We start from the raw sequence: 14,420 nt of genomic DNA, 5'->3' as shown, positions 1-14,420 counted from the left end.
ACCGATTTTGTTTGTAATTGAGCGAATCGTTTCTTCTACAACCAGTTTCCTTGAGTATATCTACCATCAGGAAACTACCTTTTCAGAAACGATTCAACTCAGACAAACTACATACAAACAAAGCTAAACTTATGCTAAGGTTATCGCTTAAACTGCCATCTTTATACCTTCTTTTTTACTGCAATATCGTTTGCATTGCTGGCAAAGGTCATATCCCAGCATGGCTCCTAAAATAAAATCTTCTTCGGCAGTCAGTTGGTTTAAAGGACGGATGATGATGTGCCGCATGGCTTCCATACATTCTGCCTTTCCAAAAAACAGGTTGATTTTATTGGTACCTACTTCCTGTATCATATAACTGATCTTTTGATTTTTCAATCGGCGGATGGCAAATTCTTCGTGCTCTTTACTCATTGTGTAAAGTACCATGTTGCGTACGCCTTTCTTAAACTCATAAATATGATTAAGAAAAATTCGGATTTCGCCGGGGATGATTCTTTCAGTTGCCATGATGCAAAGTATTCTTTTTATGTTAAGGTAAAATTAGCTAATTTCTTGTTTCACTTGTTCAGCCCATGCGCTGATACGTTCGTCTGTTTTGCTATCTTCGTTGACTTCGTCAAGTGGAAGACCTACAAACTTACCGTCTACGACGGCAATGGAAGAATCGAAGGTATAGCCTGCAGTATCTGTTGCTCCACAGAATTTGCAGTGGGTATCTTTCAGATCTTCATAAAGAATACCTATTGCGTCACAGAATGTGTCGCTATACGAGTCAGAGTCGCCGCAACCGAACAAGGCTACAGATTTGTGGGATAAATCACACTTCTTTAAAACTTTTACTCCATCGTACCAGTCGTCTTGAAGTTCGCCTGCTCCCCATGTGGAAGAGCCGAGCACCAATACGTCATATTCATTGACTAATGCCTCTGTTAGCTTGGATACATCAAATACATCTGCCGATGGTACATCTAATTTCTCTGCAATTCGACGGGCAAGGTCTTCTGTTGTTCCGGTTGTGGAACCATAAAATACACCAATTTTATTCATCTTTGATTCGTTTTTAAATGTAACGCTGCAAAGATAGAGGGTCTTAAAGAAATAGGAAATCCCCATTTATAATGGAAGATTTGTCTCCTTCTCATTATAAATGGGGATATATGGAATAAAAATGGTCGATCTTTTTAATGGTGGAACAAGCGGATGCCTGTAAATGCCATTGCCATATTGTATTTGTCGCAAGTTCCAATCACATGATCGTCACGTACTGATCCGCCCGGTTGTGCAATATAGCTGACGCCACTCTTGTGTGCGCGTTCTATATTATCTCCGAATGGGAAGAATGCATCTGATCCTAAAGCTACGCCTGTCATCGTATCCAACCATGCCCGTTTTTCTTCGCGTGTCAGTATTTCAGGCTTTTCAGTGAAGAACTGTTGCCAGATACCGTCTGCCAGTACGTCGTCATAATCTTCCGAAATGTAAACGTCAATCGTATTGTCACGGTCTGCACGACGGATTTTTTCAATCCATGGCAAGTTCATCACTTTCGGGTGTTGGCGTAAATACCAGATATCTGCTTTATTTCCTGCCAGGCGCGTACAGTGAATACGTGACTGTTGGCCTGCGCCAATACCGATTGCCTGTCCGTCTTTGGCATAACATACAGAATTGGATTGTGTATATTTTAAAGTGATTAAGGCAATGATTAAGTCGCGTTTTGCATCAGCCGGGATTTCCTTGTTCTGCGTAGGCATCTCTTTCAAAAGACTTTCATCGATCTTCAATTCGTTTCTTCCTTGTTCGAAAGTTACTCCGAATACATCTTTATGTTCGATAGGAGCCGGGCGGTATGCAGGATCTATCTTTATTACATTATAGGTTCCTTTTCTTTTATTCTTTAGAATCTCCAGTGCTTCGGGAGTATAGTCAGGAGCAATGACGCCGTCGGATACTTCACGGTTGATGATGCGTGCTGTTTCTTCGTCACAAGTGTCGGACAATGCGATAAAGTCTCCGTAAGACGACATACGGTCTGCTCCACGTGCACGGGCGTATGCTGTAGCCAATGGAGATAGTTTCATGTCATCGACAAAATAAATCTTCTTCAGCGTGTCGCTCATTTCTACCGCAACAGCAGCACCTGCAGGGCTGACATGTTTAAAAGAAGCGGCAGCCGGCAGTCCGGTAGCTTCTTTCAGTTCTTTCACTAGTTGCCAACTGTTGAATGCATCCAATAGATTGATATAACCGGGACGTCCATTCAATACTTCGATGGGGAGTTCGCCTTCTTTTATGAAGATACGGGCAGGCTTTTGATTAGGGTTGCAGCCGTATTTCAGTTCGAGTTCGTTTGCCATTTTATTAATTACAAATTACGAGTTACTAATTACAAATTGATAGCGACAAAATTACTAAAAAAAGACTAGCTTGCCTAAAGTTACGCTACAAAATAGTAGCATATAATTAGTATTTGGCTATTTCCGGCGAATTAAAATACCTATAAATGATGATTGTATTTCAGCAAAATATTCCGTTCCTTTGCAGTCTCTAATATAAATAGGTATGATGGATAATTTACAAAAATATAAGCCAACTGATAAGATGATTGATCTCATCAGCGATAATTATTCTTTGTTGCAAGTGATGAGTCGTTTTGGGCTTTCGTTGGGGTTCGGTGACAAGACAGTCAAGGAGGTGTGTGAACTGAATGGAGTAGACTGCCGGACCTTTCTGATTGTAGTCAACTTTATGGCTGAAGGCTTTTCCCGGCTCGATGGAGATAAAGATGATATTTCCATACCTGCATTGATTGATTATCTGCGGCAGGCACATATTTATTTTCTGGATTTTTCTCTTCCCGCTATTCGTCGTAAATTGATCGAGGCAATCGACTGTTCGCAAGACGATGTTGCTTTTCTCATCCTTAAGTTTTTCGATGAATATACACGAGAGGTGCGTAAGCACATGGATTATGAAGAGAAAACCGTATTTAAGTATGTCGATTCATTGATTAAAGGAGTTGCTCCCAAAAACTATCAGATCAGTACATTTTCCAAGCATCACGATCAGGTAGGGGAGAAATTGACAGAACTGAAAAATATCATTATTAAATATTGCCCTGCCAAAACAAATGAAAATCTTTTGAACGCGGCTCTTTTCGACATATATGCTTGCGAAGCCGGACTGGAATCTCATTGCAAGGTTGAGGACTATATTTTTGTTCCTGCTATTCTGAATTTGGAAAGGAGGATTAGGGAAAATGAAAAATAACGAAGTAGTTCGAATAGCTATTGCAGAGACCTCTGTAATTATTCGTGGTGGGTTGACTGCTGCATTGAAGCGTCTTTCTAACGTAAAAGTACAACCAATAGAATTACTGTCTGTTGAAGCTTTGCACGATTGCGTCCGAACGCAATGTCCCGAGATGTTGATTGTCAATCCTACTTTTGGTGATTACTTTGATGTAGCTAAGTTTCGAGAAGAAATATCCGGTAAAAGAATACGTTTAATAGCGTTGGTTACTTCTTTTGTAGATGCTTCATTATTGGGTAAGTATGATGAGTCTATTTCGATATTCGATGATTTGGAAACTCTTTCTAAGAAAATTGCAGGTTTATTGAATGTGGTTTCCGAAGAAGAAGAGATGGATAATCAGGATACGCTTAGCCAGCGGGAAAAGGAAATCGTCATCTGTGTGGTGAAGGGAATGACAAATAAGGAAATAGCGGAAAAGCTTTTTTTGTCGATTCATACAGTGATTACACACCGAAGAAATATTAGCAAAAAATTGCAAATACATAGTGCTGCCGGTTTGACTATCTATGCTATTGTAAATAAGCTGGTTGCATTGAGCGATGTGAAAGATTTATAGCCTGCGGAAGTGTTATAAAATATAAAACCGTTTGCGCACACGAAAGATATTCGTACCTTTGCAAAGCAGTTGAGAAATTGCTGTTAGTTTATAAGGTAAAAGAAAATATTAAATAAGGTATTAGATTAGACAGTTTAAGGTATTAAAAGTTTTTTAGTTTAGTTCAATAGGATAAGTTTTTAGTAGAAGGTAAAAGGATAACAATAGGTAAGACGTTTTTAGGTAAAAAGAAGATTAGTTTTCAGGAAATTTGAGGTACTATGGAAAAGCCTTTAGGCTTTTCTGATGCAGTGGCGAGTGGTTCTATAAAAAGAATTAGCTCGTTTTTTATTTATATGGGATTTAAGTCTGTGGATTGGATTAAGGTAATAAAAAACAAAATCCCGACGAAATCGCTTCGGCGGGACTCTATTTCATTTTTTACTTAAATGTGGCTACGTAATAAAATTATGACTAATTAATTCAATTCTGATACTGCAAAGATAATGCGTTTCAGAATGTGTCACAATCACCTTTATGAGGTATATTCTGTAGCTATTCTCACTATTTATGGTTAGTAGCAGGTGTTTTCTCTACTTTTTTCCACTCTTTAGTCTCGAAATCGTATGTTTTTATGATTCTTGCAGGGCATCCGGCACATATTGAATAGGGTGGGACGGAATGACTGACTACACTTCCGGCGGCCACTACGCAATGTTTCCCTAAAGTTACTCCCGGTAGAATGACCGAATTGGCACCTACCCATACATCATCTTCGATGACAACAGGCAGTGTGCTGACACCTTGTTCGTCAATCATCTTTTCTGCATCCTGATAATTATGGTTGAGTCCTGTGACCGTTACATTCTGTGCCAGGTTGACATGATTGCCAATATTAACCGGACCTATGATTGTGTTTCTCAATCCGATGCGTGTATAATCTCCGATTGTCAAGTCGCCAACTGCATTATTCAGACAGGAGAAGTCTTCGACAACAGAATATTTACCCAAAGAGAATCGGTTGAAAGGAGGGAGGTCTTTGCGTACACTCCGATAGATGACAGAACCCTTTCCGCGTTTCAGGTATATGAAATCGAAGAGCCGTATCCACCAATTAGGGCGAGTTTTAACGGGATGCATGATAAAACGATGTACAGCCTGTTTTAAGCCGGGGTTTTCTTTAATTCGCTGTTTAAGTGTTTTCTTCTCCATATTGAATGTTTTTTCTTCTTTTTGTCCTCTACCAGATAATCAGGAATTGCCAGGCTATAAGTGATTAATAGACCGAAAAGTGCAATCCACCATCCGAATGATAAGGTCCAATTATATACGGTAATCAACGAAGTCCAAATACTTACGAAGATACATAATTTAAGTGGAGAAGGCGTTAATTGTTGTACGATCCGGTTGCAGAAACTCCAGTTTCCTTCAAATATGGAAGGGAGTAAGTAGGAAGTTGTTTTCCGGATACGTTTACGGTAAGGACAGGCGGGTACGGACTGGCAATAAACAATCACATCCGGCAAGTAGTCAATGTATATATTCTGTCGGAATAATTTTCGTTCGATATTAGTCTTAGAACTTTTCATGTTCTTTTGCAGCCATTTTAGGTCGATTGCCATATTAGTCCCCAATAAATTGGATGACAGTCCGAATTGTGTATTGCCGGCTCTACAGAGGCTGTTTTTTATTTCCTCACGTATAGCCCGGAAGCGATTACGGATGCCTTTGCGGTTTTCTACTATCGTATGTAGTTGGATGACTTGTACACCGGCATCATAGGCATTATATATCTTATTCAGGAGTTGCGGAGATAAAGCGCATGCTGTATTGGACAGGAAGAGGACCAGGTCGTATCGTTCCTGGTCTAAACTGTTGATTGCCTGATATAGATCGCTGTATGTGATAAACTCGTACTCTTCTTCTTCTTTATACACATCCGGAAGAATACTTCCCTCCGGAACGAGAATGGCGCAACCATATTCCTTTTGAGCCTTCGGGTAGGTGATATGTTTGAAATGTGAGGCTATGGCCATCACAAAGAGGTATAGGAGCAAAAGCCCTGTACAGAAGAATATCAGATCATCTATTATGTAGATATAAGAGTCTATCATCTGGAAGGAGATTATACGTTCTCTTTTTGAATGAATGCAGTAACTGTTTTCAGAATAATCTTTATATCCAACCAGAAAGAGAATGTCTTTGCATAGGTGATATCCAATTGCTTGCGTTCTTCAGCAGAAAGTTTACCGGCTTCGCCTCTTTTCTCTACCTGCCATAAACCGGTCAATCCGGCCGGACCCATGAAACGGTCGATGTGTTCATCGCTTGTCAGCAACTCGGCTTCATAGGGTGGGAGAGGGCGGTTGCCTACTATTGACATATCCCCTTTTAAAATATTAATAAGCTGGGGTAACTCGTCAATACTATATTTACGTATAATACGTCCAATCTTAGTTATTCGAGGGTCATTTTCCAGCTTAACGAAAGCATTGCTTTTTTCCTTGGACTTCTTGTTTATGTAGTCTTCTTCGGAGATTACGAAATCGTCAGATATCAAGAGGATTTCTTCTTCATCGATTTCTTCATTCACTTCCGCTTCCGGTTCTTCTCCCCAAATATCCTCATCTTCCTGCTGATATTGGTTAAGGGCATTGAAATCCTTTAAATGCTTGTCTGCATCAGTATACATCGAACGGAATTTAAGGAAGTCGAATATCTGATAATTACTTCCTACGCGCTTGGATTTGTAGATAATAGGACCCTTACTTTCTATCCGGATAGCTAGTGCAGTAAATATTAAGAGAGGAGAAAGACATAATATCGCCATTCCTGAAAAGAAAATATCAAAGGTTCTTTTCCATAAAGGCAGGCGGAAAGCATTTATATTTTGTGCTTTAAGTTGAAGTGCCTTTATTTTCTGATCTTTTCTTCGTTTAAGGAAAGTTGATAAATCTTTTAAAGCCTCCTGGCTTGTTTCATATTTTATCGTATTGTTGATACCGGCTTTAAGGTATTCGGATGCTTCTTCCTTAGATAAGGAGTCGATAACGAGTACCATATAAAGCCCCGGATACTTTTTACACATGTATTGGATATCTGCAATATCTTTGGATATGTTCACTTGTTCGAAAAATAGAGCTGCGTCATATTTTTCGCGTATTTTCTCCAATACTTTGACAGCTTTGCTACAATTGGGTGCAGCATAGAATACCCCAATACTTAGTCGGGAGAGTAGTTCTATTGTTTTGCTATCTCTGCCTATATAAACAAAATATTGCATGTGTAGAAGACCCGGTATTAGTCAATAATCTTTTTGATTCGGATTTTGAGTTCCAAAGGGTTGAATGGTTTCAGGATATAGTCTTCTGCTCCTTCTTCCAATAGTCTGATTCTTTCCGTTGTACTTTCCTCACTGGATAACATAACGATAGGAATTGACTTGAATAATTCATTGTTCTTCATGTATCTTAAGAATTCATCCCCCATCATGAGAGGCATACGAATGTCTGAAATAATGAGGTCAGGTACATTGCCTTCATTAAGCCATTCTATTGCTTTGATGGGATCTTCCAAATAGGTAAAATCATACTCTTTTCCTAGATACACACCGGCCACTTTTCCGATTGTCGATTTATCGTCGACTAGTAATATTTTTTTCTTCATACGAATAGACCTTTCTATCGCTTGCTTTGTTATTTGATTTATAGATTAAGATTGTTGTCACATAATATTTGTGATACACTGCAAATATAGATATTATTTTAGAATAATCCCCAATCAGGAGAGTAAAATTCGTGATATATCTTTTTTTTCTATTAATTGCAACTTACAGCATCTTAATGAAAAAACACGGATTCCATAAAAACTGGAATCCGTGTTAAAGATTAATTGTTAGGCTTATTTATATACTCTTGATGAATCAAAAGTTTTCCACCATTCTTCATTCTTAGTACCGCCACTGGTCACCCAACTTTCGAATAACGAGTAAGCTGATTTGATATTCACATATTCCAAAGGCCATTTGAAGTCTGTCGGAACCATGATTCCCCATGCCAGGTTATCTTTGCTGATGTAATATCTCTTGCGGGAAGTAGAACTATCGTCGTTGTTGCCTCCGAACAAGTCGGTATTTGCCAACTTAGTTGGTTGATAACCGACAATATGAATCTCCTTACGCTGGTTTCTGTTTCCTTCTACGAAAATGAAAACATTCAGTTTATTGATATTAAGCTCATCCACAGAGATAGGATTGCTGAACTTTATAGTGAAACTGATATTTTTAGGACTCGTATTGGCAGAGTGACCTGCAATCGTATTGATTTGTTCGTAACGGTCTCTTCCCAATGCTTTGTGAGCATCGTCAAATAATGGAATAACCGCATAGTCCTGTCCGTTCTCAATCAGATTACTATTCACATTGAAACCTTTAAAAAGAGAGTTGTCACTGAATTCCACCGGCTGCGTAATGGCACTGGCAGGAACACCGTCCAGCATGATAGCAGCTCCAATACTCTTGGTAGCTCCGGCAGCCGATAAATCAAGACTTAACGTGAACTCTTCTGCCTTATTGCTCTTATTGATGGAGATCTTTCTTTCCTTGATAATCAGAACAAGGTCGTTCATATCGTAATCCCCATATAAAGGCCATTGGTCTTCAAACAGATAAGCATAATTGCGATTATCATCCATGATGATCGGGAACTTAGGATCTTCAGGATCTCCTCCTTCATTTCCACCATTTTTAATTCCTGTACAAACATCGATGATGACTTTAGAGTCTCCCATTTTGGTGAAGTATGCGCCATTCAGTACATGGAAGTTTTCCCACCATTGGTTCTTTTCAACGTGGCTGTCACATTCAATAACCAAATTTCCATCATATGTGAAACCTTGTCCGGTGATAACCGGTGATTTTATCATAGAAGTATTTTCGCCTTTTCCATAAAACTTGGCATAACCGGGAGGTATGCTGATACTTGTCGTAGCATCCAGCATAGAACCATCACTTAAATTTACTGTTCCATTAACAAACTCCATTTTAGGAGCTTTCAAATATCCTTGAGTAAAGTTAAACGTCGCTCCGTTGGCATAGAAAGAAGTCGTTGCTTCCATGCTACAAGCGTTGTTGACAGTCGTATTGGTGAGACTGATGGTTGTAAACTTCATGATGTTGTTGTTGGTAGCAACAGCGTCGGAATTTGCAATTAATTTCTCTCCATAAATCTCTCCGTTATTTTCCAAAGAGAAATTAGACGGCAGATTTAATTCTCCTTCCAAACTGATTTTATTGTCATTTACAATTTTCGTATTGGAATTGATTGAGATATTCTTGCTGGTTATGGTTCCTTTGTTGTAGAGTGTTGCACCGGAATGTAGTGTCATTGTGTTCGCTACAGTCAGTGCACCCCAGTTTCTTAATGCAGCAGGCGCTCCATTGGTGAATGATATATCCTCTGCATTCACTTCTCCCTTTTCCATAATGGTCAACATGGAGTTTCTAATGAACGTCATGGTTCCTGATGCTTCAATTTTAGCATTATTCATCACAATGATTTCAATACCGTTTTGGAATTGGAATGTTGCGGGAATCGTCCATTTAGCATCTACATAAACTTTGGTTGCAATTTCACCGTCATAACCGTCAAACTTGAATGTGCCGGCATAGTCAGAGGTGATTTTGTAAGAAGCATCACGCAGCAAAGTGGTTCCTGACATTTCAGTCACTTCTTTTGCATTAGCAGGTATGGAATAGTAATCCGGCTTTTCAAATGAAAGGCCTCTTGTAGCAGCGGCACGACTCATCAACGCTCTATTTTGTGCAGTAGATCCTGCATAATAGAGTTTACAGGTAATATTATCACTGTTTTCTGGCACATCGAACTGATATACCTGTTCACGTCCTCTAGGGTCGGTTTGCTTCACATAAATACCCTTTTGAGTTGGCAGCAGACTGACAGCGGTTGTAAATTTAAAGTTGTTTTCTTTATTAGCTGTCCTTGCAGCGAGCACGGAGGCGCTTTCATTAGTCAAAGGATCTTCTGCATATATTTCAACTAAATAAGCAAATAGTCCTCCTTCTTCATCTTTCACTTCGACCGAGACATTTTTAGTGGTTATCATGTTCCAATCGATATCATCGGGAGCAGCAAAGCCATCTCCCATCGGGTTAGGTGTTTCGTAAGACGGATCATAGAGATCCTTTCCAGAGTCAACACAACTAGACATAGTACCTGCCATCGCTATTGCAATGATGGGTACAAATTGAATTGTTTTCTTCATCATAATGTATTATTGCTTGATTGTTTGTAACCAAATCCATCACAAAAATAACTGCATATCTTTTATTGGAAATGTTTTTTCTGTTATTTTATGGAGTGAAAACAACTATACTTCCGTTTTGGTTCTTCTTTGGCTCTTTTAGGTTTGATTCGGTCTTGATGATGATGAAGAGAAATCCCCTGATTTTCACTTTTATACAACTGTTTAAAATGAAAATCAGGGGGTTACAATAGATGGATTTAACTTAAGACTTGGTGATTTCTCCTATTAAGCAGGAGTTCATTTTATATCGGATATCCTTGTTGGGTAATCCATGTCCCAATAAAAACATGAGCTTTGTTATGGCACATTCGGGGGTACTGTCATATCCACTGATTACACCTGCTTCCAGAAGATGCATTCCTGTTTCGTAACGTCCCATTTCTACTGCTCCGGAGGCACATTGTGTAATGTTGACAATGATAATTCCACGATCGGTAGCTTCCTTTAGTTGGCGGATGAACCATTCTTTTTGCGGAGCATTTCCCGAACCGAAGGTTTTCATGACAACCGCTTTCAATCCCGGAACATGAAGCAGAGAAGTCACGATACTCTCTTGAATGCCCGGAAAAAGCGTTAGAATAACTACATTGGTGTCAAACAGGTAATGCGGCTTTAACGGTTTTGTCGGGTCTGGTTTTCGAATGAGATTAGGCTCATATTTAATGTGGATACCTACCCGTGCCAATGGCGGATAATTGAAAGAGCGGAAAGCATTGAAATTCTCCGCATTGATTTTGGTGGTACGGTTGCCACGCATCAAATGATTCTCAAAGAAAATACAAACCTCCGGAACAATGGCTGTACCATCCGGATTTTTAGCTGCTGCAATTTCGATGGCTGTGATGAGGTTTTCCTTTCCGTCTGTGCGCAAAGTCCCGATCGGGAGCTGGGAACCTGTGAGGATGACAGGTTTGCTTAGATTTTCGAGCATGAAACTTAGTGCAGAGGCAGTGTAAGCCATTGTGTCTGTTCCGTGAAGGATGACGAAACCATCGAAATAATCATAATTGTAATTGATGATCTTTACCAGTTTTGCCCAGTAAGCAGGTTCCATGTCCGAAGAGTCGAGAGGGGGATCGAATTGGTAGGAGGAAATGCGGTAGTTGAATCTTTTCAGTTCGGGGACGTGCTTAAGCAAATGATCGAAGTTGAAATTTTCTAAGGCACCTGTTTCCGGATTCTCTATCATTCCGATAGTCCCACCCGTGTAAATTAACAAAACGGAAGGAGTTTCTGCTCTCATAATTGTTGAATTACTGTTAAAACATTGGCAAAGATACGGATTAAATGCGAATAATGAGTGCTAAACGACGAATTATATAAAGTTGGAAGGACAAGACTATAAAAAATATCTATGTTGCATTTTTGCGATATGTAGTATGAAAAAATGTCCCCATCTTTGGGGCAGGTTGGACGAAGTGTCCGGCTTTAAATAAAAAACGAAAGAGAAAATGAAAAATGACCGGTATTTTCCGTTAGAAATCTGTTTTTGGGCAGGCGACAATTTGAGCGTCATGATGTATCAGATAGGGGGAGTGCAACTTGTAGGGATTTATGTGTTGTTGCTGTATCTGTGTGCAAAGAATGACTACAGCAAATCAGTGGTTAATAGTATGCAAAAACCAGTGGAAAAAAGTGCAGTGGAAAAAAAACTCTGAAACGCCGATGGATAAAGGGCAAAAACCGAATGAAACCCAAGAGAGTAGAGTAGAAGAGAAGAGAAATATTACTACTGTTGTAAACAACAGCAGCAATATTGGCGAGGAAAGGAAGACTGCTGCTGTTGTTGTTCGGACTTCGGATTCGGTGAATGACAGGGGCAACGAGATTGTCAGCCCACGCCTCGATCCTGTTCAGTCCACGTCTTGTTTTTGTTCAGCTCACGGCTTGTCTCTGCTCGTCCCACGGGTGAAGTACGGCCTCCCCACGGCTTGCAGAAATAGCCCCACGGTTTGCGGAAATTTTCATCCGAGGCTCTTACTTCAGGGCTTCTTTCAGTCTGGTAATCGCCTTTTCCGGGTCTTTTTCTTCTTCGAGCAGAGTGACGAACTTACTGCCGATGATAGCTCCGGAAGCGTGTTCGCAAGCTGCTTGGAATGTTGCTTTATTGGAGATACCAAATCCCACCATCAACGGATTGTTCAGATGCATACCTTCAATCTTTTTGAAGTAAGCCCGTTTTTGTTCGTTGAAATCTTGTTGCGCTCCGGTGGTTGCTGCTGATGAAACCATATAAATAAATCCGTCGGTATGTGTATCTATCTCGCGTACCCGTTCTTCGCTGGTTTCCGGTGTGATGAGCATAATCACTCTGATGTTATAGCGTTCGGCAATGATACGATAATGTTCTTGGTAATCACGGAAAGGGAGATCAGGGATAATGACGCCGTCGATACCACATTCCACACATTTACGGCAGAAATTCTCAAATCCGAATTGCATGATTGGGTTTAAATATCCCATAAGCACAAGTGGGATTTTTACGTCCTTGCGAATATCCCGTAATTGTTCAAAAAGGAGTTTTAGAGACATACCATTGCGCAATGCCTGCGTAGCGGCATTCTGAATAACAATGCCATCTGCCATCGGATCACTGAAAGGAATGCCGACTTCAATCATACTCACTCCGTGCTTTTCGAGCGTGCGGATTACATCAGCGGTACCATCCAAAGTAGGAGTACCGGCACAAAAATAAATAGAAAGTATGTCTTTCTTGTTGCTATTGAAAAGTTGATTAATTCTATTCATGACGTTGGAATTTTTAGATTATGATTTTAATTCGTTTAAAAATGTCCGGATACGCTCCGGATCCTTTTCTCCCGGTTTCAATTCAAAACGGCTGTTGAGATCGTATCCGGCAAGCCGGGGATGTTTAAACTCTTTCAGGGCATTGGCACTGTATGAGTTAATGCCTCCGCTCAATAGGAAGGGTACATGTCCATTGTACATATCCAGGATGCTCCAGTCGAATTGATTTCCCGAACCACCATATTGTTCGCATTTGGTATCGAACAGAAAAAGATCACAGACTTTTTCGTAGTCATATACCTTTCTCAAATCTTTGGGACGGTCTACTGAAAAGGCCTTGATGATTTTCAATCCAGTGGAATGTAAGGACCGGCAGTATTCCGGTGATTCATTTCCGTGGAGCTGTACATAATTCAGTCCGAAACGATCAGCATACATGCTGATTGTCTGCTTGTCTTCGTTGACGAAAACTCCGACACGCCGGGCATGAATGGGCAAGTAAGCCGGAAGCTCGTAGACATATCGGGGAGATTTAGGATAGAAGATGAATCCCAGCATATCTATGCCTTCGATAGACTCTACGTCCTGTATGTTTTCAGCTTCACGCATACCGCATACTTTGATAATTTTTCCGTTAATCATAGGGCTGTCCGTTTTGAATAATTAGTTTATTGGATTGCTTGCAGGAAATTCTGTAAAGTTTCTCCCGGTTGCTGTGTTTTCATAAATGTTTCACCGATCAGGAATCCACGGAATCCGGCTGCCCGAAGTCGGTTTACTATTTCCGGATCGGAGATGCCGCTTTCGGATACCAATACAGCATCTTGGGGAAGCTGTCCGGCCAAGCGGAAAGAGTTTTCTACATCAGTGAAGAAAGTACCCAGATTACGATTGTTGATTCCTACCATATCTATTTTCTTGTCGATGTATATTAATTCCTCGGAGCTATGAATCTCCAGAAGAACTTCCAGACCTAGTTCATGAGCTTTTTCTGCAAGTTCATTACATTTCTCCGGTTCTAATGCGGCTGCGATAAGAAGTACGGCATCGGCACCGACAATTTTGGCTTGATAAAGCTGGTATTCGTCAATGATGAAGTCCTTCCTAAGAATGGGGATCTCTACCAAAGGGCGTGCAGTGCGGATGTCCTTCAGGCTTCCTCCGAAAAATTTCTCGTCGGTGAGGATGGAAAGGGCAGAAGCTCCTGCTGCTGCATAGGAGGGAACAATTTCTTCCGGGCATGCTTCTTCCTTTATCCATCCTTTGGATGGAGACCGACGCTTGAATTCAGCGATAATACCCGATGCAGACGAGGCTAATGCCTGCTTCATAGAACGAGAGGTCGGAACTTCGCTGATACCTTCCTGTAATTGCTCGATGGAGATAGCCTGCTTTTGCAGGTCAACTTCAAATCGTTTGTTTGCTATAATCTCTGATAATATATCTTTCATTGATGTGGGATTATTAATTGTAAATGATGGATTTGCAAAAATAA

Annotated in this window: 15 protein-coding genes; 3 read left to right on the top strand and 12 right to left on the bottom strand. The window is 40.3% G+C overall.

Features of this window, described 5'->3' with window-relative positions; translation table 11 throughout:
- Positions 1-147: 147 nt before the first annotated feature.
- The 3 genes from DWZ47_RS24735 to DWZ47_RS24725 all read right to left on the bottom strand — a co-directional run bounded on the left by DWZ47_RS24735 (position 148) and on the right by DWZ47_RS24725 (position 2,360).
- A complete protein-coding gene (locus tag DWZ47_RS24735) occupies positions 148-510 on the bottom strand; it encodes a DUF2023 family protein (protein ID WP_004300123.1) in 363 nt (120 codons plus the stop codon).
- Positions 511-543: 33 nt separating this feature from the next.
- Positions 544-1,050 carry a flavodoxin FldA gene (gene fldA / locus DWZ47_RS24730; RefSeq protein WP_004311873.1) on the bottom strand — a complete coding sequence of 169 codons (507 nt, stop codon included), beginning with the start codon at positions 1,048-1,050 and terminating at the stop codon, positions 544-546.
- Between the two features lie 134 nt (positions 1,051-1,184).
- Positions 1,185-2,360 (bottom strand): phosphoribosylaminoimidazolecarboxamide formyltransferase, encoded by a 1,176-nt coding sequence (locus tag DWZ47_RS24725; RefSeq protein WP_004300121.1) that lies wholly within the window; start codon positions 2,358-2,360, stop codon positions 1,185-1,187.
- 208 nt (positions 2,361-2,568) lie between these two features.
- On the opposite strand from DWZ47_RS24725, the gene DWZ47_RS24720 reads away from it, so the two are divergent.
- Positions 2,569-3,273 (top strand): hemerythrin domain-containing protein, encoded by a 705-nt coding sequence (locus DWZ47_RS24720; RefSeq protein ID WP_004311871.1) that lies wholly within the window; start codon positions 2,569-2,571, stop codon positions 3,271-3,273.
- Positions 3,263-3,874: a helix-turn-helix transcriptional regulator gene (locus tag DWZ47_RS24715; RefSeq protein ID WP_004300118.1), complete on the top strand. Its 612-nt coding sequence runs from the start codon at positions 3,263-3,265 to the stop codon at positions 3,872-3,874. The genes DWZ47_RS24720 and DWZ47_RS24715 overlap by 11 nt, the downstream gene beginning before the upstream one ends.
- Before the next feature lie 543 nt (positions 3,875-4,417).
- Here DWZ47_RS24715 and DWZ47_RS24710 read toward each other — a convergent pair.
- The 6 genes from DWZ47_RS24710 to DWZ47_RS24685 form a co-directional block, all read right to left on the bottom strand.
- Positions 4,418-5,065 carry an acyltransferase gene (locus tag DWZ47_RS24710; RefSeq protein ID WP_004303727.1) on the bottom strand — a complete coding sequence of 216 codons (648 nt, stop codon included), beginning with the start codon at positions 5,063-5,065 and terminating at the stop codon, positions 4,418-4,420.
- On the bottom strand, positions 5,017-5,967 hold the full coding sequence (locus tag DWZ47_RS24705) for a glycosyltransferase family 2 protein (protein WP_117515013.1): 951 nt from the start codon (positions 5,965-5,967) through the stop codon (positions 5,017-5,019). The genes DWZ47_RS24710 and DWZ47_RS24705 overlap by 49 nt, the downstream gene beginning before the upstream one ends.
- Positions 5,968-5,978: 11 nt before the next feature.
- Positions 5,979-7,136 (bottom strand): sugar transferase, encoded by a 1,158-nt coding sequence (locus tag DWZ47_RS31145; protein ID WP_117515011.1) that lies wholly within the window; start codon positions 7,134-7,136, stop codon positions 5,979-5,981.
- A gap of 17 nt (positions 7,137-7,153) precedes the next feature.
- Positions 7,154-7,519, bottom strand: coding sequence for a PleD family two-component system response regulator (locus DWZ47_RS24695; RefSeq protein WP_004300114.1), 366 nt, complete (start codon positions 7,517-7,519; stop codon positions 7,154-7,156).
- Positions 7,520-7,753: 234 nt separating this feature from the next.
- Positions 7,754-10,138 carry an LruC domain-containing protein gene (locus DWZ47_RS24690; RefSeq protein WP_004303725.1) on the bottom strand — a complete coding sequence of 795 codons (2,385 nt, stop codon included), beginning with the start codon at positions 10,136-10,138 and terminating at the stop codon, positions 7,754-7,756.
- A gap of 241 nt (positions 10,139-10,379) precedes the next feature.
- Positions 10,380-11,420 (bottom strand): asparaginase, encoded by a 1,041-nt coding sequence (locus tag DWZ47_RS24685; RefSeq protein WP_004300111.1) that lies wholly within the window; start codon positions 11,418-11,420, stop codon positions 10,380-10,382.
- A 208-nt stretch (positions 11,421-11,628) separates the two neighbouring features.
- Here DWZ47_RS24685 and DWZ47_RS31140 point away from each other — a divergent pair, with 208 nt between their 5' ends.
- Positions 11,629-11,835, top strand: coding sequence for a hypothetical protein (locus tag DWZ47_RS31140; protein ID WP_004303724.1), 207 nt, complete (start codon positions 11,629-11,631; stop codon positions 11,833-11,835).
- Positions 11,836-12,154: 319 nt separating this feature from the next.
- Here DWZ47_RS31140 and trpA read toward each other — a convergent pair whose 3' ends face one another.
- From trpA to trpC, 3 genes are read right to left on the bottom strand one after another with little or no spacing between them, the layout of a single operon-like run.
- Positions 12,155-12,925, bottom strand: a complete 771-nt coding sequence (gene trpA / locus DWZ47_RS24675; RefSeq protein ID WP_004303723.1) for a tryptophan synthase subunit alpha — start codon at positions 12,923-12,925, stop codon at positions 12,155-12,157.
- Between the two features lie 18 nt (positions 12,926-12,943).
- A complete protein-coding gene (locus DWZ47_RS24670; protein ID WP_004300108.1) occupies positions 12,944-13,567 on the bottom strand; it encodes a phosphoribosylanthranilate isomerase in 624 nt (207 codons plus the stop codon).
- 26 nt (positions 13,568-13,593) lie between these two features.
- Entirely contained in the window at positions 13,594-14,376 is a 783-nt protein-coding gene (trpC, locus tag DWZ47_RS24665; protein WP_004303722.1) for an indole-3-glycerol phosphate synthase TrpC, read from the bottom strand.
- Between the last annotated feature and the right edge of the window lie 44 nt (positions 14,377-14,420).

This window comes from Bacteroides sp. AF32-8BH, assembly GCF_003435205.1.
Taxonomy (GTDB): domain Bacteria; phylum Bacteroidota; class Bacteroidia; order Bacteroidales; family Bacteroidaceae; genus Bacteroides; species Bacteroides ovatus.
The sequence above is the reverse complement of the archived record's forward strand: the minus strand, read 5'-3'. Positions and strand labels throughout refer to the sequence as shown.